The sequence below is a fragment of the Streptomyces atratus genome (genome assembly GCF_040655115.1).
Classification (GTDB): Bacteria; Actinomycetota; Actinomycetes; order Streptomycetales; family Streptomycetaceae; genus Streptomyces; species Streptomyces atratus_D.
Window position 1 is genome coordinate 16,671 of record NZ_JBFAJH010000017.1, and the last position, 24,294, is coordinate 40,964.

Below are 24,294 nucleotides of genomic sequence, written 5' to 3' on the forward strand. Positions count from 1 at the left end.
GCACCTCGCGATTATTGTCCTGCCATGACGGTTCGATTTCGAGTGGCGTAGAGATCGTGGATGCTCTGGAACAGAAATCGGCGTCATTTCCCGGAGATGCTCGACCGTGTTCGTCACGCCGCCGCGCGTATCGGGAAGAAGCGGTGGCGGGGGTCGTGCGTTCGGAATGGACCCGAAACGTTCGAAGTGACGTGATCTCAGTGAGTTCATGGGAGTCCGAGATGCATGAGTGTGAGAGTGATCGTCACCTCGATCGGGAGATGAGCTGATGACCGTCAGCTATCTCGGGGCAGGCGCGGATACGGCTGCCGTCGATGCCGCGATCAGGAATTTCTTCGCCGAGCGCCGAGCCGAGGCCGGCGCGCTCGGTCAGGACTTCGCGGCAACGGTCGCCGAGCTCGAGAGCTACGTTCTGCGCGGCGGCAAGCGCATCCGGCCGACCTTCGCCTGGCTGGGCTGGATCGGTGCCGGCGGTGACCCGGGCGACCCGGTCGCCACGGCGGTGCTGACCGCCTGCGCGGGGTTTGAGCTGCTGCACGCTTCGGGCCTGATCCACGACGACATCATCGACGCGTCCCGGACCCGCCGCGGCCATCCCGCCGCGCACGTGACCTACACCGAGCGGCATCGGGTGCGGCGCTTTTCCGGTGACCCGGACGCCTTCGGCACAGGTACGGCCATCCTGATCGGGGACCTGGCCCTGGTATGGGCCGACGTCATGGTCCGCGCGTCCGGGCTGCCGGCGGACACGCAGGCCCGGGTCTCACCGGTGTGGTCCGCAGTGCGCTCGGAGGTCATGTACGGTCAGTTGCTCGACCTGATCAACCAGGCGAGCGACGACGAGGACGTCGATTCGGCGTTGCGCGTCAATCAGTACAAGACGGCCTCGTACACGGTGGAACGCCCGCTGCAGTTCGGTGCCGCGATCGCCGGCGCGGAGCCCGACCTCGTCGCGGCCTATCGAGCGTTCGGCGCCGACATCGGGATCGCGTTCCAGCTCCGCGACGACCTGCTGGGCGTGTTCGGCGACCCTACGGTCACGGGCAAGCCGTCGGGCGACGATCTCCGCGAGGGCAAGCGGACGGTTCTGCTCGCGACGGCGCTGGAGCGTGCGGACGGACGCGATCCGGACGCGGCGGGATTCCTCAGGGCGAAGATCGGCACCGACCTCTCCGACGACGAACTCGCCACCGTACGGGGCATACTCGTCGACGTCGGCGCCGTGGCCCACATCGAGCGGCAGATCGCGCGCCGCACCGACCAGGCCATGGCCGTGCTGGAGGCGAGCAACGCCACCGCCCCCGCGAAGGATCAGCTCGCCGCGATGGCGATCAAGGCGACGCAGCGGGCCCGATGATGGCACCGACGAACTCGAATACCTTCGCCGGCCGCGGCAGTTCCGCGCACGATCCGGGCGCCGAACGCGACCGGATCGGTGTCGGACGCGCCCACGGCAAAGCCATTCTGCTCGGCGAGCACGCCGTCGTGTACGGCGCGCCGGCACTGGCCATTCCGGTTCCGCAGCTGACGGCCACTGCGAACGCCACGCGATACCGCTGTTCGGACGAGGGCGCGGACAGAATCTCCTTCGCGATGACGGGACCGGGCTCGGCGTCGGCGACACAGCCGGCCACGGACGGCCTGCGGCGTCTGGCGGCGGAGTTCAAGGAAATGACCGGAGTCGTCGGCTGTATGTGTGTCGATGTGCAAATCGACTGCGCGATCCCGCAGGGCCGCGGGCTCGGCTCCAGCGCCGCGTGCGCCCGGGCGGCCGTGCTGGCTTTCGCGGATCTCTTCGACCGCCGGCTCGACGCCAGGGCGGTCTTCGATCTCGTACAGGCTTCGGAGAAGGTGGCGCACGGCAGGGCGAGCGGCATCGATGCGCTCGCCACCGGTTCGACGTCTCCCCTCCTCTTCCGCTCCGGCATCGCCCGGGAACTGCCCATTCCCATGTCGGGGGACGGCCCCGCACACCCCCCGGAGCGGACCGACGGCCATGCCGAGGCAAGCCGGACCTACGGCTTCGACGGGCTGTTCGTCATCGCGGACAGCGGTGTCAGCGGCAGTACCAAGGAAGCGGTGGAGCTCTTGCGGCAGAAGTTCGAGCGCGACGCGGAAACGCAGACGGAATTCATCAGCCGGGTGTCGAGCCTGACCCACGCCGCCGCGAGCGACCTCTCCCGCGGCCGGTCGAGCGACTTCGGCGTGCGGATGACCGAGAACCACAAGCTGCTTCACGAGATGGGGCTCAGCACGGACCGGATCGACGCGCTGGTCGACGCCGCGCTCGCGGCCGGCGGCCTGGGCGCCAAGATCAGTGGCGGCGGGCTGGGAGGCTGCATGATCGCGCTGGCCGCAGAGCCGCGCCGGGCCGAGGCGGTCGTACAGAGCCTCCACGAAGCCGGCGCCGTCCGGACCTGGGTCGTACCGGTGGGGAGGTTCGCGAGTCATGTCGACTGACCACGAGTGGGGGCCGACCGGGCCGCAGGAGAGGGTGCTCGACCGCGGCCCGACCGCCATTGCCCATCCGAACATCGCGCTGATCAAGTACTGGGGCAAGCGCGACGAGCGACTCATCATCCCGTACGTCGACAGCCTGTCGATGACCTTGGATGTCTTCCCGACGACCACCACCGTCCGGCTCGACCCCGCCGCGCGGACCGACACCGTAACGCTCGATGGCACGCCCGCGACGGGCGAACCGCGGCAGCGCGTCATCGCTTTCCTGGAACTGGTACGGGAGATGGCCGGGCGTACCGAACCGGCCGCCGTCGACACCCGCAACGCCGTCCCCACCGGGGCGGGACTGGCGTCATCGGCGAGCGGATTCGCGGCCTTGGCCGTCGCCGCCGCCACCGCATACGGTCTCGATCTCGATGACACCGCGCTGTCCCGCCTCGCCCGGCGCGGGTCCGCCTCGGCCGCCCGGTCGATATTCGGCGGCTTCGCGCTGTGCCACGCGGGCCAGGGCGTCGGCGCGGCCGCAGACATCAGCTCCTACGCCGAGCCGGTGCCCGTCCCGGACTTCGCCCCCGCGCTGGTGATCGCGCTGGTCAACGCCGGCCCCAAGGCCGTGTCCAGCCGTGCGGCCATGCGGCGAACCGTCGAGACCTCGCCGCTGTACCAGGCGTGGGCGGCGTCGAGCAAGGACGACCTGACTGACATGCGGGCGGCGCTGGGCCGCGGCGATCTCGAAGCGGTGGGGGAGATCGCCGAGCGGAACGCCCTCGGCATGCACGCGACCATGCTGGCCGCACGGCCGGCGGTGCGCTATCTTTCGCCGGCCACGGTGGCCGTCCTCGACGGCGTCCTTCAGCTTCGGCGGGACGGGATACCGGCCTACGCGACCATGGACGCCGGCCCGAACGTCAAGGTGCTCTGCCATCCCGCGGACGCCGCCCGGGTGGCCGAAGGGGTGCTCGGCGCCGCCCCGGGATGTTCGGTGGTCACCGCCCGGTGCGGGCCGGGCGCTCGCCTGCGGACGGGAGCCGAGCAGTGACCGGCCGGGGAACGGTCAGCCGGCAGGCGCCGGGCAAGCTGTTCATCGCCGGCGAGTACGCGGTGCAGGAGCCGGGTCACCCGGCGATCCTGGTAGCGGTCGACCGGCAGGTCGGCGTCACCGTGTCGGGATCCGATGGCGTCGACGTCGTGATCGATTCCGACCTCCGCCCGGGAGAGGCGCGACTGCGGCGGCGTGTCGGCGGGCTCGGTGCGGACGACGAGTCACAGGCGCTGGACGGCCTCACCCATGTGGTGTCGGCGATCGAAGTGGTCGACGCACTGCTGGCCGAGCGCGGGCTGAGCGCGCCCCCCGTCCACGTCTCGATCAGCAGTCGCCTGCACCGGAACGGAACCAAGCTCGGCCTGGGGTCGAGCGGCGCGGTCACGGTCGCCACGGTGGACGCCGTAGCCGCGTACTGCGGCATGGAGTTGTCGCCCGATGCCCGGTTCCGGCTTGCGATGCTGGCGACGGCGCGGCGCGATACCCGTTCCTCGGGCGGCGATCTCGCCGCGAGTGTCTGGGGCGGTTGGATTGCGTACCGGGCGCCCGATCGGGCCGCCGTGCTCGAAATGGCGCAGCGCCGGGGCATCGAGGAGACGATCCGCGCGCCGTGGCCGGGTTTCGGGCTGCGCCGGCTGCCGCCACCCCGCGGACTCGCCCTGGAGGTGGGCTGGACCGGACAGCCGGCCAGCACCGCCTCGCTGGCAGGGCGCCTCGAAACGCGGGAGTGGCGGGGGAGCACGTCACAGCGCGACTTCCTGGCGCGCAGCGAAGAGTGCGTGGACGCCTCGATCCGTGCACTCGAGCGGGGAGACGACCACGAGGTGCTGCAACAGACCCGAGGCGCCCGGCAGGTGCTTGCCGATCTGGACGACGAGGTTCGGCTGGGCATCTTCACCACCGAGCTGACGGCGCTGTGCGACGTCGCCGAGGCCGTCGGCGGTGCGGCCAAACCGTCGGGCGCCGGGGGCGGCGACTGCGGCATCGCGTTGCTGGACGCCACCGCGAAAAGGGAGATCTCACAACTGCGGGAGGGGTGGGTCGCAGCGGGGGTGGTCCCCATGCCGATTCGCATCCAGCCGACGAAAGGGAGCGCAGAATGATCGCCGATCGCAAGGACGACCATGTCCGGTTCGCCGCCGAGCAGCAACGCCACCTGGGCGGACACAACCAGTTCGACGATGTGACCTTTGTCCATCACGCCCTGGCGGGCATCGACCGGTCCGATGTTGCGCTGGCCACGCGGTTCGGCGGCATCGAATGGAAGGTTCCGCTGTACATCAACGCGATGACCGGCGGCAGCACCAAGACCGGCGCCATCAACAGGGATCTGGCGATCGCCGCCCGCGAGACCGGTGTCCCCATCGCGACCGGTTCCATGAGCGCGTATTTCGCCGATGAATCCGTGGCCGACACGTTCAGTGTGATGCGTCGCGAGAATCCGGACGGGTTCATCATGGCGAACATCAATGCGAACGCGTCCGTCGAGAAAGCGCGGCGGGCCATCGACCTGTTGAGGGCGGACGCCCTGCAGATCCACCTCAACGTCATCCAGGAAACGGTGATGCCGGAGGGCGATCGGTCGTTCGCCTCCTGGGGACCGCAGATCGAGAAGATCGCGGCCGGTGTCGACGTTCCGGTGATCGTGAAGGAGGTCGGCTTCGGGCTGAGCCGCGAAACCGTATTGACGTTGCGGGAAATGGGAGTGCGCGTGGCCGATGTCGCCGGACGCGGCGGCACGAACTTCGCGCGCATCGAAAACGACCGGCGCGGTCACGCCGACTACTCCTATCTCAACGGCTGGGGACAATCCGCTCCCGCTTGTCTGCTGGACGCCCAGGATGCCGGTATTCCGGTGCTGGCTTCCGGCGGTATCCGCAGTCCGCTTGACGCCGCGCGCGGACTGGCGCTGGGCGCTGCCGCGGTAGGAGCGTCCGGAGGGTTTCTCAGGACCGTTCTCGACGGTGGCGTGCCGGCGCTGGTCTCGCAGATCTCCGCGTGGCTCGATCAGCTTGAAGCCCTGATGACCGCGCTGGGCGCGCGGACCCCGTCCGATCTGACCCGGTGCGACGTGCTCGTCCATGGCGACCTTCGCGCGTTCTGCGCCGACCGGGGAATCGAAACGCGCCGACTGGCCACACGCTCCAGATCCTGCAGCACCACTCACGAGACGGTTGGAGGCACCCGATGAACGACACGCACGCGGTCGCCGGCGTTCCCATGAAATGGGTGGGACCCCTGAGGATTTCGGGAAACGTGGCGACAACCGAGACGGAGGTTCCGCTCGCCACGTACGAGTCGCCCCTCTGGCCCTCCGTCGGCAGGGGCGCGAAGCTCTCCATGCTGACCGAGCAGGGTATCGTCGCCACTCTTGTCGACGAGCGGATGACGCGCTCGGTGTTGGTCAAGGCCAAGGACGCGCAGACCGCATACCTGGCCGCATTGGAAGTCGATGCACGGTTCGACGAACTGTGCAAAGTCGTGCGCACCTGCGGCAGATTCACCGAACTGATCGGGTTTCGACACGAGATCGCGGCCAACCTGCTATTCCTCCGGTTCGAGTTCACCACCGGCGACGCCTCCGGGCACAACATGGCGACGCTGGCCGCGGATGCGCTCCTGACGCACATCCTGGAGACCATTCCAGGAGTTTCGTACGGCTCGATTTCGGCAAACTACTGCACCGACAAAAAGGCAACCGCGATCAACGGTATCCTCGGGCGCGGCAAGAACGTAGTCACTGAACTGCTGGTACCGCGCGACATCGTCCATGATGTGCTGCACACTTCGGCCGCCGCGATAGCCGAGCTCAATGTGCAAAAGAACATGATCGGGACCTTGCTCGCCGGCGGAATTCGCTCGGCCAACGCGCATTATGCGAACATGCTGCTCGCGTTCTATCTGGCGACGGGCCAGGATGCGGCAAATATCGTTGAAGGGTCACAGGGTGTGACCGTGGCCGAAGACCGGGACGGCGACCTCTACTTTTCCTGCACCCTGCCGAACCTGATCGTGGGAACGGTTGGCAACGGAAAGGGGCTCGAGTTCGTCGAAGAAAACCTGACGCGGCTCGGCTGCCGGGAGGAGCGTGAACCCGGCGAGAACGCGCGCCGGCTCGCCGTCATCGCGGCCGCGACGGTGCTGTGCGGTGAACTCTCACTCCTGGCGGCGCAGACGAATCCGGGCGAGCTCATGCGAGCGCACGTCCAATTGGAGCGCAAGAACCACATCACGAGGATCGGAAGCTAGTGATGCCAGAGGAATTCGCCATCGGAATTCACGACCTTTCGGTCGCGACGACACGGTATGTCCTGACGCACGACACACTGGCTGCCCACAACGGCAGCGACGTCGCCAAGTACCACAAGGGTATCGGCCAGCGATCGATGAGCGTGCCGGCCGCCGACGAGGACATCGTGACCATGGCTGCCGCCGCCGCTGCCCCCATCGTCGCGCGGCACGGCGTCGACCGGATCCGGACGATCGTCTTTGCGACGGAGACGTCCGTCGATCAGGCGAAGGCGGCCGGCATACATGTCCATTCACTGCTGGGTCTGCCCTCGGCCACCCGGGTCGTCGAGCTCAAGCAGGCCTGCTACAGCGGGACGGCGGCCCTGCAGTTCGCCATCGGCCTCGTCCACCGTGATCGTTCGCAACAGGTCCTCGTGATCGCCAGCGATGTCTCGAAGTACGAGCTGGGCAATCCCGGCGAAGCGACCCAGGGCGCGGCCGCGGTGGCCATGCTGGTCAGTGCGGATCCCGCACTGGTGCGCATCGAGGACCCGTCGGGCATGTTCACCGCCGACATCATGGATTTCTGGCGGCCGAACTACCGCACCACCGCCCTGGTCGACGGGCATGAGTCAATCTCCGCGTACCTGCAGGCGGTGGAGGGCGCGTGGAAGGACTACACCGACCGAGGCGGCCGTACGCTCGACGACTTCACCGCGTTCTGCTACCACCAGCCGTTCACGAAGATGGCCCACAAGGCACACCGGCACCTGCTCCACTACTGCGGGCACGACGCCGACGAGGACGCGATCACCCGCCACATCGGGCACACGACGACGTACAACGCCGAGGTCGGGAACAGTTACACCGCGTCGATGTACGTCGGGCTGGCCGCACTGCTCGACAATGCCGACGATCTGACGGACCAGGCCATCGGCTTCCTCAGCTACGGGTCCGGCAGCGTCGCCGAGTTCTTCGCCGGGACCGTCGTCCCGGGATATCGCTCGCACCTGCGGTCCGACATGCATCGCGATGCGATCAGCGGGCGACAGGACATCGACTACGCCAAGTACCGCGAAATCCACGAGCATTCCTTCCCGGTCGACGGCGGAGACCATCCCGTGCCGAGGGAGACCACCGGGCCGTACCGGCTGGCTGGACTGTTCGGCCACAAGCGCATCTACGAGCCGCGATAGGACATCTGTCGCGCCGATCTACTACCCGTACGCATGCGAGCGCATGTTCGTTCACGAAATCACCCTCGTACCCGGTCGGGGCCAGCACTTGGAGGACAGATGTCAGGAAATGCCGAGGCGGCCGAACTTTATTCGGCTGTTGAGGAAACAGCTCGGCTGCTGGATATAACCTGCTCGCGTGACAAGGTCTGGCCTATCCTGGCGGCGTACGGGGAAGCATTCGCGCATGCCGCGCCGTTGGCTTTCAGGGTGGCGACCGGCGTGCATCACGTGCGAGACCTCGACTGCCGCTTCGTGACGTATCCAAAGGGTCGGAATCCATATCCCCTCGCTCTGTCGGAAGGACTTGTCCGGGAGACGGACCATCCTGTCGGTGACCTGCTCTCGGATATAGAGGGACGGTGTCCCGTTGACACCTACGGTATTGACTTCGGAGTCGTGAGCGGTTTCAAGAAGATCTATGCGGGCTTCACTCCGGATGGCCTGCAGGAACTGTCAAAACTTGCCGACATCCCGTCCATGCCGCGCAGCCTGGCCGAGAACATGAACTTTTTCACCCGCCATGGCCTGGACGACAGAGTCGCCTTCATCGCGATCGACTACGCGCACAGAACGGTGAACGTCTACTTCAACGGGATACCCGCTGAATGCTTTGAGCCGAAGACCATCACATCGATGCTCCGAGAAATCGGACTGCCGGAGCCGAGCGAGCAGATGCTGAAGCTCGGCCAGGGAGCTTTCGGGCTGTATATCACCCTGAGCTGGGATTCTGCGACGATCGAGCGGTTCTGCTTCGGCGTGACAACCACGGATCTGGCGAGTCTTTCCGTTCGAATTGAACCAGAACTCCAGCGACTGGCGGAAAGCGTTCCTTATGGTGGCGTCGATCGTAAATTCGTCTACGGCGTCGCGTCGGCACCCGAGGGGGAGTACTACAAACTCGAGTCACACTACAAATGGAATCCTGGGACGGTAGCCTTCATCTGATCCGACACAAAGTTTCAGTTCAGCGTCGCAGCGTGACAATGACATTCTCGGATTGGACAGCACGCCGGCCCGGGTTTCCGCCCTGCCGTCGAACCACCTGTCCGCGAAGGCCGAGGCCGCCGGCCACCCGGAATTCGCGCAACTCCTCGCCGGATTCGTGACCGGCGGCAAGGGCGCGGCCGCGGCTGTGCGTGGCCGGCCACGCACCGGGACGGCCGGCGGACCAGGCGGTCACGGCATACGGCGGTATGCCGAGGGTGCGGTGCTCCGCTTCTTGCGGGCACGCAGTGGAGTCCTTGAGCTCATCACCGACCCCCAGACATCCAGATAGGAGTACGGCATGAAACCACCGGATTCGACACGCTTGGCCCCGATGTCGTGGCCCGCCGAGGTCAGCCCGGATCACGTGCGCCAGGCCACGTCCCGGCTGCTCGCAAATGTCAGCAGCAGGGTCGATCACGACGGTGCGATACGCGAGGAATGTCAGAGCCGAGTGCTGGAGTCGGCGCTCGCGCTGATGCTGATGAAACGCACCGGTATCGTCTCACCCGCCCGGGATCGCCTGCTGGGTTTCCTTCAGGCGCAGTACGACGCCCCGCAAGAGCTCTACCGCGTCCTCGCCACGCTCGCCATCGAACAGGCCACCGGCCGGGCACCGGCTGGTGACCCTGCCCTTGTCGGCAAGCTGACGGATGCCGTGCTCGGCGCCGCACCGGGGTTCATCTCTACCCGCCGCCGGATGATGGTGTACGCGGTGTTGTCGGTGCTCGGGTGCCCGTTACCGCCCGACGCCGTGCCAAAGGCCGACGGAAAGCCCGCCACCGAGCCCATGCACTCCTGGGCCGTCGTCCAGCAGGCCGCCGTGACGCTGATCCTTGCCGCCGCCGCGGAGGTCAGCAACGAGGCCACTGCCGCCGCGCTGAGAACGCTGACCGCCACGGACCCGGCGACCACGGTGTGGGAGGGGTATGTGCTGATGCACTTGCTGGCGCTGCACGGGCTCGCCGGTGTTCCCGGGCAGGAAGCGACCGTGCGCAGTGGCCTGGAAACATTGCTGCAGTACCAGCGCGGCGATGGCGGCTTCCCGTTCATAGTGGGGATACATAACTGGTCCACGTCAACCACCGGAGTAGGTCTCGCCGCAGCCGGTGCCCCACCGGACCTGCTCCGGGCGATGGCAGGGATGCTCGCCGCACAGCAGGGTGGCGCCAAGCGGCCCTCCCTTTCCCGCGGCACGGAGCTCAGTGGCGGCTGGTCCATGTCCCCCGATGTGGCGCTGAACGACGTTGACTGCACCTCGTCCGCTCTGGAGTTCCTGCAGGCAATCGACCCGGTCGCCTTCGGCGGCGCCGTGCGGCGCGGGGTGGACGCCCTGGTGGCCGTACAGGGCGCCGATGGCGGGTTCCCCACCTACGTCGTCGGCGCCTCCTCCGAGCCGTGCATGACGGCGGCGGCCATCAACGCGCTCGCGCCGCATACCCACAGGGCGCCCGCACGGGAACGCGCCTTGGCGTTCCTTGCTGACAGTCAGCTGTCGGACGGCGGTTTCGAGCCAGGGTGGAGCCGCAGCCGCCTGCACACGATATTCCGTGCGCGTCTCGCCGCGTGCACCGCGGGCCCGGACGACCGCCGCTCGGCCGGCATGGCCGAGCGGCTTGACCGCACGGTGCGCGAGACGCAGAACGCCGATGGCGGCTGGGGGATGCAGCCTGGCGATCCCAGCGACGACATCAGCACCGCCTACGGGTTGATCACGCTGTGCTGCGGGACCGAGTCCCGGCCCATCGGGCGCGCCATATCCTGGCTGCTCGAACACCAGAACGCGGACGGCGGGTACGGCGGCCCGCCGGACATGGTCGGCCCCCGCCCGTTCCCGTACCACATCCCCATCCTGACCGACGCCCCCGTGCTCCTCGCACTGGGCCACGTTCGCCACCGTTTTCAAGACACGGCGTCGCTGCTCCGGGAGGTGGCATAGCGGCGATCGCGACTCGTTGACGGGCAGACAGACGGCTGCCGGCGAAGCCATCGGGCTCCACCGGCAGCCGGTGTCGTCGACCGAGAGGATCAGCCGCCGTTCACCTTGCGCTGAACGAACTCGTAGGCCAGGTTGCCGATCTTCGGTGCGTACTGGGACGCTGCCTCGATGGAAGAGCGGAAATTCTCACCGCCCCAGAGGCGGCTCTCACCGCATTCTCCGGCAAACTCACTCCAGTTGCTCCAGCGCAGCGTCATGTCCTGGGCCGGGGTGACCCCCGGCTCGATGCGGGAGGAACCCTTGGCGGCGGTGTAGGAGATGTCGGCCTTGTCGGTGCCGGTGAAACGTGGTGTCAGCTCGGCGTAGGCAAGGCATTCTGCGGCTTCCGCGGAGGGATACTCGGGGTGGTCAGATGCCTTGACGGGGTGGTTGATCGGCCATGCGTCCAGGTAGGCCCGCCACTCGCCTCCTGTGATGTCATCGACGGTGCCCTCTTGGGGCCCGCCCCACGCCGTTACCTTCTTCTTCCCGTACAGGTAGCGGATCGCACTGAACGGCCGCACTGAATCGTACTTGCGCTTGAAGTGCCAGGTGGCGATGGCAAGATCGAAGAACGCTATGTCACGAATGGTGGCGAAGCGAACCGTCTCCTCGGTGTTGAGGTTGCCCCCGACGATGACCGGCACAGCGCCTACGGGGCCGAAGGTTTCAACGTTGTTGTTGAAGAGCTCGGCGGCCACCTTCTGGCGGTCATTCAGGCTTGCCGATGCCTTCAGTACCTCGTCGGCCTGGCGTTTGTAGGCCGCGTGATTGCGGTAGTTGCTCTTCCGCGGCGGAGAGACGTCGAACTGAGCGGGACTGTTGTACGTGAACGGCTGCACCTGGCCGAACTGCGGAGTCGCGAAACTCTGGACGGTGAAGACGCCGTTCTTTTCGAACGTATTCGGCTGCCAGCGGGACGGGTCGAGGAGCGTGTGTGCGCTGTTGACCGGCTTGTATCCGGTGTAGTCGGCGTAGGGCTGGCGGTTGTACTGACGGCCGCCTGCCGCGCCGTCCCGGTTGGTGCCGTCGTCCTTTCTCGCTGCGAAGGCGTTCTTGGCGGCAAGAATGCCTATGCCGCTCGGCGTGGTCGGGTCCTCCTGTGTGTTGTCAGGATCGAGACCTGCCGATTGCATCATCTCGCGCCACTTGGACTTGTATTCCGGGTGGAGCACATTCAACGACGTGAAGGCGGCGTATATGACCGCGATGTTCTTGTTGCGTGTCGTGTGTTCGGCACTCGGTCGGCGGCCGAGGTCCGAAAAGATGCCCACCGCCGTCGGGTGATACGGAGCTATGGCGTCAAACCACGGCACCTCCAGCAGGACGGTCTCGTCCCTGTTCACCGGACTGCTGCCCGTGTTGGTCTCACGTGACACCGTATTGAAATTCGGGTAGACGACCTGGGTCACGGCATTCCCGTGATCGAGGTCGAAGCCCATTGCCTGCCGCGGAGAGGCCGTCACAGCACTGGTCAGGGATCCCGTCAGGGCTGCCGCGGTGGCGATGGCCACCGCATACCTGAGGCGCCTGCTTCGCGGCCGCCTTAGATTCGTCACCGGAATCTTCCTTTCAGTCGACTTGTCGATTACTCAGAGGTCACCGGCGGAAAGAGTGAGGGTCCTTTCGGGCACGGGAGTAACCGCACGGTAATTTGAACTCTGCCGCACTGAAATTAATTGATTCGCTTCCGATTGGCTACTGCTCGTCCTGGTAGTCGACACTACTCACGTTGGGGCTGGAGCGGGTGTTGCTCGCCATGATGTCCACTGGCGATAATGTGCCCTGGAAAGCTTCAACGCTTTCCAGGGCACTCTCACTGCCGCCCGGTGGATTGCCTCGAACGGCTGCGGGACGCTGTGTTCAAAGGAGCGACCCGGTCGGTGCGAGGGGCAACCGTGCCATGACCTCGAACCCTCCGCCCGGAGTCGGCTCGGCGTTGAGTTCTCCGCCGAGCAGTTGACAGCGCTCGCGCATGCCCAGGATCCCGCGGCCGGGCTTGTCCGGCATGCCTGTGCCCCTGCCGTTGCCGGACGGCCGGGTCACGGGGGCGCCATTGGAGCCGGTGCGGCCCTGGTCGGTGACTCGGATTTCCAGATGGTCGATCCCCGGGTTCACCGCGACCATCACTCGGGTCGGGCCGGTGTGCCGAATGATGTTGGTGATCGACTCCTGAAGAATCCGGTAGGCGGCACTGTCCACCGCGCTCGGCAACGGCGCTGCGGGCGAGTTCACTTCGAGGGTGACGTCCAGTCCGGCGGCGCGTGCCTCGGCGGTGAGGTCGTCGATCTGTTCCAGGCTGGTGTGCGGCACGGGGTCGTCGTCGTCGCCACGGAGAACGCCGAGGATGGCTCGCATCTCCTGCAGCGTCCGGGAACTTGTCTGTTCGATGGTCTGCAACGCTTCGCGTGCCTGTTCCGGTCGCTTGTCGAGCACGTGTGCGGTGACCCCGGACTGTACGTTGATGATCGCTATGGCGTGAGCGACAGTGTCGTGGACTTCGCGTGCGATCCGGAGCCGCTCGGCATCGACCCGCGCGCGTGCTTCTTCCTCGCGGGTCCGTTCCGCCAGTTCCGCACGCTCTTGAGCGTCGGCAGCGATGACCCGCCGGGACCGGACGGACTCGCCGAGAGTCGTGCTCATGACCGTCACACCGATGCGGAAGAACACCCAGCCGATGGCGTCGCGCGGCTCTACGTCGGCCGACGCGAACAGCCACCCGCTGGCCAGGATCACGGTGCCCACGCCGGCGATCGCCAATGACCGGCGCCCGTCACCGTAGGCGGAGACGGTGTACAGGGCGATCATGAGTCCGAGCCAGCCGTAGCCGTCGGGGAACTCGAGGGCGTAATACACCAAGCTGACGACTGCGGCGGTGACGAACACCAGAACGGGCCACACGCGGCGGACGGCCACGACCAGGCCACCCACCACCAGCAGCGCGTATCCGAGGTATCCGAAGTCGGCGAGCGAACGCTGATCTGTCTCCCTGGCGGCGGCGAGGGCGACCGTTCCCTGCACCTGCATCACTGTGACGAAGAGCGCGAGCAGCACGTCTTGGGTCAGCACCCGCAGCGAGAACGACCCGGGGCAGAGTTTCATGCCGTGATCCTACTGTTCGGGTCCACGGACAACGCTCCACTCAGACGCGCGACTTGCTACGTCGACAGGCGCGGCGGGACACAGCGGGTTACGCCCGATTGCGTAGGCATCACCGTCCGTTGTCAGAGGCCAGGGCCGCCTCGCCTGCGGGACGATCGCCGTTGTGACCGATCAACCTCCCCTTTATCGAGAAGCGATCCATGCCGCAAGGCTCAACCACTGAGGAGCAGAGGATGACAATCGAGTCTCCACGTACGGATGGAGCTCTGGCGGGACTGGGTCGCTTCTGTTACCGCCGCCGCCGCCTGGTCCTCCTGACCTGGATCGTCGGTGTGATCGTCGTGGCGTTCGTCGGCTTCGGCTACGGCGCCGCCCCCGACAACGACTTCTCCGGAGGAGACTCGCAGTCGGCCAAGGCGCAGCAGCTGATGGTGAAGCACTTCCCCAAGGAGCAAGGGGACAGGCTGACCCTCGCGATCAAGGCTGACAAGGGAATCGACGATCCTGCCGCCAAGCAGAAGATCGAGAAGACCATCGCCGATCTCGCTGACTCACCTGTTACCGGACCGGTGACGTCGCCGTACCAGGACAAGAGCCTGGTGACGAAGGATCGTCGTATCGCCCGTATGACCGTCCCACTGAGCGACAAGGAGGTGGAGAAGAGCGAGGTCAAGCCCTTGGTGGACATTGTCAAGGACGCCTCCGACGACAGCCTCACGCTTGCGTTGGGCGGGTACATGGCGGAAAAGGCCGAGACACCCCCGCAGGGTTCGGCCGAAAGCGTGGGCCTCCTGGCCGCAGCAGTGATCTTGTTCATTGCCTTCGGGTCACTGGTGGCCATGGGCTTGCCGATCGTGACAGCCCTCCTGGCCATTGTGGCCGGCCTCGCGCTGACGAAGCTGGTGGGGCACTTGTTCCCCGCGCCGGATTTCACTCTGGTCTTCGGCGCGATGATCGGGCTCGGCGTCGGCATCGACTACGCACTGTTCATCGTGACCCGCTACAAGGACAGCCTTCGGGACGGCGATGAGCCCGAGAGCGCCACGGTCAAGGCCATCGACACCGCCGGTCGCGCGGTGATGTTCGCCGGCACGACCGTTGTGATCGCGTTGCTGGGCCTGTTCGTCATGGGACAGCGGCTGATGACCGGGGTGGCCGTCGCCACGTCGATCACGGTGCTGGTAACCATGATTGCCGCGGTGACGCTGCTGCCCGCACTCCTGGGCTTCACCGGTTACAAGATCAACTCGCTGCGCCTGCCCCGCCGCGCGTCCCGCCGGAACCAGGAGGTCAGTGCGCCGCCCCAGGAGCGCAGTACGCTCGCCGAGCGTTGGGCCGGCGTGGTGCAGCGCAGGCCGCTGGTCGCCGCACTCCTCGCCGGTGGGATCCTGCTGGTACTGGCCGCCCCCACGCTGTCGATGCGGCTGAGCCAGCCCGACGCCAGCGTCCAGCCCCGCGACCGGAGCAGCTACATCTCGTACAAGATCCTCTCCGAGGGCTTCGGTCCGGGCTACGGAGCACCCCTGGTCTTCGCGACCGAGGTCGACTCCAAGCACGCTGATCTGGGTCCCGTCGTCGAAGCGGTCAGCAAGACCGAGGGCATCGCCTCCGCCACGCCGCCCCGGGTCAGTGAGGACGGGCAGGCCGTCACCTTCACCGCCTTCCCCACGACCGGGTACCAGGACGAGGCGACCGCGAACCTGGTGCACGAGCTCCGCGACGACGTGCTGCCCCGGACCACCGGCGGCGAACATGTCCTCGTCGGCGGGCCGAACGCCAGCACCATCGACAGTGCCGAGGAGTCCGGCTCGCGCCTGCCCCTGATGATCGCGGTCGTCATCGCGATGTCCATGGTGTTGCTGATCGCGCTGGTCCGGTCGGTCACGATCGCCCTGCAGGCCGCCGTGATGAACCTGCTGTCGATCGGCGCCGCCTACGGTGTGGTGGTGGCGGTCGTCCAGTGGGGATGGTTCGGCCCGGCCTTGGGCTTTCCCGCCGCCATGCCGGTCACGACCTGGGTCCCGATGATGATGTTCCCGGTCCTGTTCGGTCTGTCGATGGACTACCAGGTGTTCCTGATCTCGCGGGTCCGTGAGGAGTACGAGCGCAGTGGCGACACCCGCGAGGCCGTCGCCCGAGGGCTGGCGCGGACCGCCAAGGTGATCACGGCCGCGGCCGCCATCATGATCGCGGTCTTCACCACCTCCCTGCTTGGCCCCGACGTCGCCGTCAAGCAGGGAGGTCTGGGCATGGCCGTCGCCGTGCTCATCGACGCCACCATCGTCCGGATGATCTTCGTCCCCGCGGTGATGGAACTGTGCGGCAAGGCCAACTGGTGGATGCCCGGACGCTGGGCACCGAAGACGGTCTCGGCACCCCCGGCCGAGGTCGAGGGAGCAGTCAAGGTCTGACCCTCCTTCAGCCTGGATCCACCGTCACGGTGGATCCAGGCCGACCCGCCTGCACTTTCTCAGATACGCATCAAGCATGTGAAAGGAACTCCATGTCCGTCCGTCGCTTGCTCACCGCCGCACCGGCAGCCCTGCTCGGGGTGCTGGCACTTGCCGCACCTGCGGCCGCACAGGTCTCGATCGCCGAGGAGGACAGTGGCGGCTCCGGCCGGGCCGTGTCCGCGGTGGCCCTGCTGCTGGCGCTGGCCGGCGTGGTCGTCGGCGTGCTGGCGCTGCGCTCCGCCGGTCGCGCCGGCAGCGGGCAGGGACCGGGCAAGGCCTTCGCCGCCGTGGCGCTCGGACTGGTCGGCGCCGTCTTCGGCGCCGTCGCACTGGCCGGCTCCGACGCGGACGTCGGCACCGGCAACGGGCAGGGCGGGGGCATCGTCGCGGTGGTGCTCGCGCTGGTCGGCATGGCCATCGGCGGCCTGGCACTGGCCCGTTCACGCCGCACCGCCTGACCGGGCGGGGCCCGGGCCCCACCGGCACGTGATCGTGAGCCATGACGCGCAGACCTCCCCGCGTCGGTACGGCTCGATGTCCTCGCCGCCGCCGGCCGCCACGCACGTGGCGGCCGGCGGCGTGTTCCCTCGCCCCGGGCTCAGCGGCGGTCTGCCGGAGTGAACAGCTCGACGAGGTTGCCCGCGGGGTCGGCCAGCAGCAGTTGGCGTCCGCCGGGCCCCGAGACGATGTCGCTGCGGAGCACCGCGCCGGCCTTCCGCAGCCGTTCCCGCTCGGCCTCGAGGTTGTCGACGACGAGGTGGATGCGGTTGCGCCCGCTGTCGGCGACGTCCGCGGGCGTGGCGCGCGCTCCCGAGCTGGTCGGGCCGGAGAGCAGCAGCCGCAGCGGCCCGCGTACGACATCGGCGAATGCGGGCGGAAATGCGTTGAGCACGGTGAAGTCGAGGTGAGTGGTGTAGAAGTCGATCGCCGCCTGGACGTCGTCGACGATGTAGCGGACGCTCGCTCGGGCGGCCTCGCTCTCGTTCCCGGTCATGCAGGACCTCTCCTCGTGGCGGCGGTCGGCCGAGTGCGCGGTGAGGCCATAACGGCCTTCTGCCGCGCTGACGTTGACGGTCAGAGCATAGGACGTGTCCGCCCTGTTCACCGCGTCGCCATTCCGCTGCGGAAGCTGGCGTATCCGCGTGATGCGGCCGAGGTCCTCAGCGTTTCGGGTGTGTCCGACCAGGCCGGGCGCGGCACGATGCACGACCTCGACGGGGACAGCGGCGCCGCCCGGCACGCAGGGCGGCGAGGCATGACGCGGCGTACGACGACGCCGGCCGGACGGGAGTGGCGGGCAGTCCCGTCGGCCGATCTGCCGCAGCCCGGCCAGATTGGCGCGCCATATCGCCATGGCATGCCGGAATCCCGTGAATGGGCCATGCATGTGCGGGTGGGATGGCCCGAGAGTGCTGTATCGCGCACACATGACGACGTCGTCACCACGACGTACTCGATAGCGGAGGTGGCATGGGCACGATCGGCCCGACTACGGAAAGCAACCGCTACATCGCGCTGCATGACAGCCCCCAGTTCAGGGCCTTGCGGCGCCAATCGAACAGCTTCATCGCCTGGGCGAGCGTCCTCTTCTATGGATGGTGGTTCCTGGTCATCCTGCTCGCTGCGTTCGTGCCGGACTTCTTCCGGGAGGAACTCATCGGCCCGATAAATGTGGGCCTGCTGTTCGTGTTCGTGTCGCTCAACCTGGTGGTGGTGGTCTCTTCGGCGTACATGCGATTCGCCCGTAAGCGGCTGGATCCCCTCAGTGAGCGGGTCCGGGCGGACCTGGAAGGAGACCTCCGATGACCGGTTATCTCGCGCTCCCTCATCTGCCCCCGGTGGAGAACACGTGGGCGGCGCCCGCGATCTCCACCGTCGTCGCCATCGTCCTCGTCGTGGTGATGTCCGCTGTCGTGAGGTCAGCGCGCGACAGCACACGCACCCCGGACGGCTTCCTCCTTGCGGATCGGAGTGTCCCTACCGGTCAGAACACCCTCGCGCACCTCGGCGCGTTCATCATGTACTCGACCGTGATCATCATGGTCGGGCACATCGCACTGAACGGCTACGACGCCGTCCTCATGATGACGGCTTTCACGATCGGCTCGGTGCTCGGGGTGCTGATCTACGCCGCGCCGATGCGGAACGTGGGCGGCCACACGATGGGCGACCTGTTCGTGCTGCGCGCCCGCGAGCGCCCCGCACGGATCGCGTCGGCAGTGATCACTCTGACGACATACACCATGTTCATGGTCTCCATGCTGGCTGCGGTCGGCCAGGTCGCCATCCGGATGTTCGACACAGGTAGCGAACCGAACATGGTCCTGGGCGGCATCATGGTCGTCGTCGTCGGCCTGGTCGTCATTGCGTGGGTGTACATGGGCGGAATGCTCGGCGTCACCCGGATGCTCGCGCTCAAGACGGTTCTGATGGGCGCCTTCGTGTTGGTGCTGACCGTGGCGGTACTGGCCAAGTACAAGATGAACATCTTCCAGCTGCTCGACGACGCCCAGGCCAATGCGAAGCCGGACAAGCGCGGGTTCGATCTCCTGGGCCCCGGCCGCCAGTTCGGCGAGGGCTCCACCCCGCTGTCGGGTCAGGATCCGTGGGTTCACCTGTCGAAGCTCTTCTGCATCGCAGTCGGCGGCATGGGGATGCCGTGGGTCTTCATGCGCTTCTACGTGGCGACCAGCGCACGGAACGCACGGAAGGCGGCCGGCTGGGCGTCGGTGGTCGCCGTCGGGTTCTACCAGTGCCTGGCCATCCTCGGTCTCGGCGCCGTCGCGATACTCGGCGCGAACAACTTCGGCATGAGGCCCGAACACCGCGACATCACCCTGCCCAAGCTCGTGGACGAGCTCGGCGGTTCGTGGGCGTCCGGCGTGTTCGGTGGGCTCGCCCTGATTTCGGTTGCCGCGATCTTCGCAGGTCTGCTGATCAACGGGGTGACGTCCTTCACCAAGGACATCAACGCGGCGCGTGGCCGGCGGCCGGAGCCGGCCGCCGAGCTGAAGGAGATACGGCGCAACGTTCTGGTCATCGGGATCATCTCCCTCGTTCTGGGTGGGGTGATGGTGCCCCTGTTCACCCACCTCTTCATTCCGACCGCGGTCGACCTGGGGGCCGCCACGGTCCTGCCGGCCATCCTGTACTCGCTGTACTGGCGGCGCTTCAACACCCGGGGACTGAAGTGGACGGTCTACGGAGGGATAGCGGTAACCCTGTTCATGGTCGTGTTCTCCAACGGAGTGTCGGGTGCTCCCACCACCGCCATGTTCCCCGACCTCAACTTCAAGCTCTTCGACATCGAGCCCGGACTGATCTCGACGCCGGTCGCCTTCCTGCTCGGCTATCTCGGAACAGTCAGCAGCAGCGAGCGCAACGACGCGGGCTTCGCCGAGTTGCAGGTCCGTGCCCTCACGGGCGCCACCGCCCCCACTCGGAAGGACGCGCTCGCCACCGGCGGCGCGGACGGGCACGACCGGGACAGCCAGGCACCCAGTGCAGCATTTTGAGTGATTCTGGCTGAGCGGCCCCATGCACGGCAGAACGGTGAAATCCCGGCTCGGCCTGAAGACGCGTCATCTCGTCGATGCGATCAATGAGGTGCTGCAGTTCCTTGACATTCTATGTGGAGTCCGTCAGCTCGCCGTCGGACTCCACATGGATGTCGCAGCGGACGGGCGTGACGGAGTACGTCGGCGGATCAGTGGAGAACGAGGACGAACTGCAGCGTCACTACACCTCGCCGTGCGATCTGAGGCTCGACGCCAAGCAGGCCGCCGAGCCCATCGAGGCGTGGGACGGGCGTTTTCCGTGATGCTGCTGGACGACCGGGATGCGCGATGCCGCCGGCCGCCCGATCAGGGGTCACCCGACAGGCTCTAAGGGCTGACGAGCCCTGTCCGATAGGCGATGACGACCAGTTGAGCGCGGTCCCGCGCACCCAGTTTCACCATCGCGTGGCTGACGTGGGTGCGCGCGGTGGCCGGGCTCAGGCACAGCTCAGTGCCGATCTCGTCGTTGCTCAGGCCCTGTCCCACCAGAGCCAGCACTTCACGTTCGCGTTGGGTCAGGACCGCCAGCCGGTCCTCGCCGGCCTGCGTGGCGACCCGTTGCGCGGTGAACTGGGCGATCAGGCGGCGGGTGATCCGCGGGGCGAGCAACGCGTCTCCGGCGGCGACGACCCGGATGGCATGGAGGAGTTCGGCCGGTCCCGCGTCCTTGAGCATGAAGCCGCTTGCGCCGGCCTGCAGTGCTTCGAAGACGTACGAGTCGGTCTCGTAGGTGGTGAGGATCAGGACCCGGACATGCTGAAGCCCATGCGTCTTGACGATCTGGCTGGTTGCCTGGATCCCGTCGAGCTTCGGCATCCGGATGTCCATGAGTACAACGTCGGGGCGGGTCGCACGGGCCCGCTCGACGGCCTCGGCACCGTCGGTGGCCTCCCCGACCACCTCGATGTCGTCCTCGACGTCGATCAGTACCTTGAACCCGGATCGCACGAGACGCTCGTCATCGGCGAGCAGAACTTTGATCGGAGCGTTGCCGAGCGAGGACGTGCCTGCCGCGTTCATGGCCGCGCCGTTCCGGTCGGCGCCAGGGACCGCATGGTTGTCAACAGCGTGGCTCTGCGTTGCATATCCAGGATCATACTGCCGGGGCGGATATCGCCGGGTACTCGTCCATCCGTGATCTTCTACGGCGTAGAGCGCGATCGAACGCCCATGTCGTACGCAGATCTGCGTACGCACAGCCATCCGCTATCGGAGGACGTTCCGGGTCGTCGACGCGACGATCACTTCGTGAACCCGCCGACGGAAACAAGCACGTCCGTGACCACACCAACCCGAGGGGCGCTCTTCGATGCGTAAAGCCATCGCCGGACTGGCAGCAGTGCTCGTGCTCGCGATCGCAGTGCAGTTCTTCCTGGCCGGCAGCGGAGCGTTCAACACCGCGCCCAACGACGAGTCCTTCCGGCCGCACCGGGCGCTGGGCTACGTGATCGTCCTCCTTGCGATCGTCATGGCGCTGACCACCGCGCTGGCCCGTATGCCCGGTCGGCTCGTCGGTATGACCGGTCTGCTCGCCGGGCTGGGGATTGCTCAGCCTGTGATCGCGACCATCGCCAAGGCATTCGGCGACACGGACAACACCACGACCGCGGGTCAACTCGTTTTCGGCCTGCACGCGGTCAACGCGCTGATCATGGTGGCCGTGGCCGTCAGGATCCACCGCGAGGCGCGAGAGCTGTCGAACTCCTCGTCATCCACCGCGCGGGCCGCCGGTGACGATGCCCGACCTGCCGGACCCGCCTCGGAATCCGCTCAGTGACCACGGCCCAGCTGATTCTCCTGGACCATGCCGTCGCCCTGCTGGGCGTCGTATCGTGGTTCGGGGCCGGCGTCGCGGCGGCCCTCCGGCGCCACCAGCTCGGATTCGGACTGCTCATCGCAGCTGTCCTGGTCACGCTCGCCCGGGCCGCCACCGTGCCGATCCTGGCCGACCGCGGCTGGTGGTTCGTAGCGGAAAAGGTGCTGCTGGGGCTTCCGTTGCTCGGCGTCGCCGGGGTGGCCGCGGTGCTCATCGCGGGGCCTCGGCTGTGGGCGGCGAGAAAGGCGGCCGGCGAGCGCCTGCCGACAGTCTGCGTCGTCTCGCTGTTCACCGCCGCTTACGCCGCGCTGGCCGGCCTCGTGGTGACCTTCCTCGCTGGGTACCCCCTCAGCTGGTCGACTGCGCTGATCACGGTCTCGCTGGTGTCAGTCGGCGCCGTGCTGACCACCCGTGTCGTGGAGCGAGAGGCAGACGACGGGGGGGCGCGCCCGGAGACGGACCGTCATGCCGCTTTCACCCGGCGGCGGTTCGTCAACACCGCAGTCGGAGCTGGTGTCGTGGGCGCTTGGGGCACCGGCGTCGGCCTGCTGTTCCGACCCACCGACTCCGTCGTCACCGGAGGCGGCCCAGCTCACTCGTCCAGCTCCCATCAGGCACTGTCGGTGGCAGATCTGCGCGGCCTCGCGAGTCCGTCTCCCGGCGGTGCCAGGCGCCGGCACGTGCTCACCGCGAAGAAGGCCACCGTACGACTGGCGTCCGGACGTGAGATCGACGCGTGGACGTACAACGGCCGGGTACCGGGCCCGGCGATCAAGGCCACCGAGGGCGATCTGATCGAGGTGACGCTGCGCAACAGCGACATCGAGGACGGAGTCACACTGCATTGGCACGGCTACGACGTGCCGTGCGGTGAGGACGGTGTGCCGGGCCTGACGCAGCGTCCGGTGGCGCCCGGTGAGGAGTTCGTCTACCGATTCCGCGCCGACCAGGTGGGCACCTACTGGTACCACACCCACGAGGCATCGGACCCCGGCGTGCGCAAGGGACTGTACGGGACGCTCGTCGTCACACCACGAGACGGACAGCCGACGGGTGAAGGCTCCGGCCGGCAGCAGCTCGACCTCACGCTGCCCGTGCACACGTTCGCCGGCACCGTGGTCGTGGGGGATCAGGACGGGCGCACCGCACACACCGCGGCCCCCGGTACGGCGGTACGGCTGCGGCTGATCAACACCGATTCGGATCCGCACCGGCTGGCGCTGGCCGGGACGCAGTTCCGGGTCGCGGCCGTCGACGGCCGCGACCTCAACCATCCCGAGCAGGTCCGTGACATGAGCGTGCGTCTGCCCGCCGGCGGGCGCTACGACCTGGTGTTCGTCATGCCGGACACGGCCGTCGCGCTGGTGCTCGACAACGACCGCGACACCGGGGTGTGGCTGCGCCCGGACGACGCCGAACGCGAGCCGCGGATAGAGGACACCTCCGACTGGCCGGAGCTCGATCTCCTGCGGTACGGAACGCCTGCTCGTGCCCCGTTCGATCCGGACGCCGCCGACCGGGACTTCACCCTCGTCCTGGACCGCGCGGTCGCCATGGTCGACGGCCGGCCGGCCTACGCACGGACGGTCAACGGGCTGGGGCACCCATCGATCCCGGACCTGCTGGTCGCCGAAGGCGATGTCGTCCGGTTCAAGGTCGTCAACCGAAGCCTGGAGACCCACCCCTGGCACCTGCACGGCCATCCTGTGCTGATCCTGTCCAGGGACGGGACGCCCTCATCCGGCAGTCCCCTGTGGGTGGACACGTTCGACGTGCGGGCGGGAGAGGTCTGGGAGGTGGCGTTCAAAGCCGACAACCCCGGGATCTGGATGAATCACTGCCACAACCTGCCCCACGCCGAACAGGGGATGATGCTGCGCGTCTCCTACGACGGAGTCACCACGCCCTTCGGAGACGCACACGCCAGTCACCGGTAGGAGCCCGGGGTTGGGGCTGGTGGGCTCGCATGTTGATGTGTCGCGTATTCGTCGGCGGAGACCGATTCCTGTCCTCAGGGCGTGACAGGCAGTCATCGCCGGGAAGTCTCGCCTCCGCTGGGTCTCGTGATCGCGATTCGCCCCTTACTCCAGGTAGAGAGCTGCCAAGCGTGGCAGGTGGCGAGTCATTTCGCCTTGGTCGTCGAAGTCGACGTCCCAGGTGGGGTCCAGCTCCGGGTATCGGATGGTGAACGCGTCGTCCGGGAGTTGCTTGCCGGTCGCCATGACGTGTGCGTTCCAGACGATGCTCAGCGTCTCCTCACAATCGAGATCAATTCCGTCGGCCGCTGCAGCTCGCACGATGGGCACTTCACTTCGGGGCCCGACGGGCGGAGAACTACCGGGAGCTGCGCAAGCCGCTGGATCCGGCGTTCGTCGACGAGCTGCGCGAGCAGATGACGGCCGAGCTGACCCTGCTGAACGACCGGATACCCAA

22 protein-coding genes are annotated in these 24,294 nt (G+C 67.2%); 17 read left to right on the forward strand and 5 right to left on the reverse strand.

The genetic code is table 11. From position 1 onward, the window contains the following. Positions 1-268 precede the first annotated feature (268 nt). From AB0I23_RS19870 to AB0I23_RS19915, 10 genes are all read left to right on the forward strand, one after another. The gene (locus AB0I23_RS19870) at positions 269-1,357 is read left to right on the forward strand and encodes a polyprenyl synthetase family protein (protein ID WP_359110872.1); all 1,089 of its coding nucleotides are present in this window, start codon (positions 269-271) and stop codon (positions 1,355-1,357) included. Continuing rightward, on the forward strand, positions 1,354-2,460 hold the full coding sequence (gene mvk, locus AB0I23_RS19875) for a mevalonate kinase (RefSeq protein ID WP_359110874.1): 1,107 nt from the start codon (positions 1,354-1,356) through the stop codon (positions 2,458-2,460). Before AB0I23_RS19870 ends, mvk begins: the two co-directional genes overlap by 4 nt. Next, positions 2,450-3,499, forward strand: a complete 1,050-nt coding sequence (gene mvaD, locus AB0I23_RS19880; RefSeq protein ID WP_359110876.1) for a diphosphomevalonate decarboxylase — start codon at positions 2,450-2,452, stop codon at positions 3,497-3,499. The genes mvk and mvaD overlap by 11 nt, the downstream gene beginning before the upstream one ends. Then, on the forward strand, positions 3,496-4,605 hold the full coding sequence (locus AB0I23_RS19885; protein ID WP_359110878.1) for a phosphomevalonate kinase: 1,110 nt from the start codon (positions 3,496-3,498) through the stop codon (positions 4,603-4,605). Before mvaD ends, AB0I23_RS19885 begins: the two co-directional genes overlap by 4 nt. Continuing rightward, entirely contained in the window at positions 4,602-5,693 is a 1,092-nt protein-coding gene (gene fni / locus AB0I23_RS19890) for a type 2 isopentenyl-diphosphate Delta-isomerase (protein WP_359110879.1), read from the forward strand. Before AB0I23_RS19885 ends, fni begins: the two co-directional genes overlap by 4 nt. Further along, positions 5,690-6,751, forward strand: a complete 1,062-nt coding sequence (locus AB0I23_RS19895; RefSeq protein ID WP_359110881.1) for a hydroxymethylglutaryl-CoA reductase — start codon at positions 5,690-5,692, stop codon at positions 6,749-6,751. The genes fni and AB0I23_RS19895 overlap by 4 nt, the downstream gene beginning before the upstream one ends. Before the next feature lie 2 nt (positions 6,752-6,753). Further along, the gene (locus AB0I23_RS19900; RefSeq protein WP_359110883.1) at positions 6,754-7,929 is read left to right on the forward strand and encodes a hydroxymethylglutaryl-CoA synthase; all 1,176 of its coding nucleotides are present in this window, start codon (positions 6,754-6,756) and stop codon (positions 7,927-7,929) included. 99 nt (positions 7,930-8,028) lie between these two features. Then, positions 8,029-8,916, forward strand: coding sequence for an aromatic prenyltransferase (locus AB0I23_RS19905; RefSeq protein ID WP_359110885.1), 888 nt, complete (start codon positions 8,029-8,031; stop codon positions 8,914-8,916). 52 nt (positions 8,917-8,968) lie between these two features. Continuing rightward, positions 8,969-9,247, forward strand: a complete 279-nt coding sequence (locus tag AB0I23_RS19910) for a hypothetical protein (protein WP_359110887.1) — start codon at positions 8,969-8,971, stop codon at positions 9,245-9,247. A gap of 42 nt (positions 9,248-9,289) precedes the next feature. Beyond that, entirely contained in the window at positions 9,290-10,894 is a 1,605-nt protein-coding gene (locus AB0I23_RS19915) for a prenyltransferase/squalene oxidase repeat-containing protein (protein ID WP_359110890.1), read from the forward strand. 89 nt (positions 10,895-10,983) lie between these two features. On the opposite strand, the gene AB0I23_RS19920 is transcribed toward AB0I23_RS19915, so the two are convergent. Together AB0I23_RS19920 and AB0I23_RS19925 are read right to left on the reverse strand one after the other, a co-directional pair. Then, a complete protein-coding gene (locus AB0I23_RS19920; protein WP_359110891.1) occupies positions 10,984-12,447 on the reverse strand; it encodes a DUF6851 domain-containing protein in 1,464 nt (487 codons plus the stop codon). A 349-nt stretch (positions 12,448-12,796) separates the two neighbouring features. Further along, positions 12,797-14,035 carry a sensor histidine kinase gene (locus tag AB0I23_RS19925; protein WP_359110893.1) on the reverse strand — a complete coding sequence of 413 codons (1,239 nt, stop codon included), beginning with the start codon at positions 14,033-14,035 and terminating at the stop codon, positions 12,797-12,799. A gap of 233 nt (positions 14,036-14,268) precedes the next feature. On the opposite strand from AB0I23_RS19925, the gene AB0I23_RS19930 reads away from it, so the two are divergent. Both AB0I23_RS19930 and AB0I23_RS19935 read left to right on the forward strand, forming a co-directional pair. After that, positions 14,269-16,446, forward strand: coding sequence for an MMPL family transporter (locus AB0I23_RS19930; protein ID WP_359110895.1), 2,178 nt, complete (start codon positions 14,269-14,271; stop codon positions 16,444-16,446). A 92-nt stretch (positions 16,447-16,538) separates the two neighbouring features. Next, the gene (locus AB0I23_RS19935; RefSeq protein ID WP_359110896.1) at positions 16,539-16,946 is read left to right on the forward strand and encodes a DUF6223 family protein; all 408 of its coding nucleotides are present in this window, start codon (positions 16,539-16,541) and stop codon (positions 16,944-16,946) included. Positions 16,947-17,086: 140 nt separating this feature from the next. On the opposite strand, the gene AB0I23_RS19940 is transcribed toward AB0I23_RS19935, so the two are convergent. Further along, a complete protein-coding gene (locus AB0I23_RS19940; RefSeq protein WP_359110897.1) occupies positions 17,087-17,842 on the reverse strand; it encodes a VOC family protein in 756 nt (251 codons plus the stop codon). 116 nt (positions 17,843-17,958) lie between these two features. Between AB0I23_RS19940 and AB0I23_RS19945 the strand changes: the two genes are divergently transcribed. From AB0I23_RS19945 to AB0I23_RS19955, 3 genes are read left to right on the forward strand one after another with little or no spacing between them, the layout of a single operon-like run. Further along, on the forward strand, positions 17,959-18,294 hold the full coding sequence (locus tag AB0I23_RS19945; RefSeq protein ID WP_359110899.1) for a DUF485 domain-containing protein: 336 nt from the start codon (positions 17,959-17,961) through the stop codon (positions 18,292-18,294). Further along, complete coding sequence (locus tag AB0I23_RS19950; protein ID WP_359110901.1) at positions 18,291-20,003, forward strand: solute symporter family protein; 1,713 nt, start codon at positions 18,291-18,293, stop codon at positions 20,001-20,003. The genes AB0I23_RS19945 and AB0I23_RS19950 overlap by 4 nt, the downstream gene beginning before the upstream one ends. Positions 20,004-20,025: 22 nt before the next feature. Further along, complete coding sequence (locus tag AB0I23_RS19955) at positions 20,026-20,376, forward strand: 3-deoxy-7-phosphoheptulonate synthase (RefSeq protein ID WP_359110903.1); 351 nt, start codon at positions 20,026-20,028, stop codon at positions 20,374-20,376. On the opposite strand, the gene AB0I23_RS19960 is transcribed toward AB0I23_RS19955, so the two are convergent. Next, positions 20,373-21,065 (reverse strand): response regulator transcription factor, encoded by a 693-nt coding sequence (locus AB0I23_RS19960; protein WP_359110904.1) that lies wholly within the window; start codon positions 21,063-21,065, stop codon positions 20,373-20,375. The two genes, AB0I23_RS19955 and AB0I23_RS19960, sit on opposite strands and share 4 nt — an antisense overlap. A 289-nt stretch (positions 21,066-21,354) precedes the next feature. Here AB0I23_RS19960 and AB0I23_RS19965 point away from each other — a divergent pair, with 289 nt between their 5' ends. Together AB0I23_RS19965 and AB0I23_RS19970 are read left to right on the forward strand one after the other, a co-directional pair. Next, positions 21,355-21,822, forward strand: coding sequence for a DUF6220 domain-containing protein (locus AB0I23_RS19965; RefSeq protein ID WP_359110906.1), 468 nt, complete (start codon positions 21,355-21,357; stop codon positions 21,820-21,822). Continuing rightward, positions 21,819-23,798 (forward strand): multicopper oxidase family protein, encoded by a 1,980-nt coding sequence (locus AB0I23_RS19970; protein ID WP_359110908.1) that lies wholly within the window; start codon positions 21,819-21,821, stop codon positions 23,796-23,798. The genes AB0I23_RS19965 and AB0I23_RS19970 overlap by 4 nt, the downstream gene beginning before the upstream one ends. Positions 23,799-23,942: 144 nt before the next feature. On the opposite strand, the gene AB0I23_RS19975 is transcribed toward AB0I23_RS19970, so the two are convergent. Next, a complete protein-coding gene (locus AB0I23_RS19975) occupies positions 23,943-24,158 on the reverse strand; it encodes a hypothetical protein (protein WP_359110910.1) in 216 nt (71 codons plus the stop codon). Positions 24,159-24,294 lie beyond the last annotated feature (136 nt).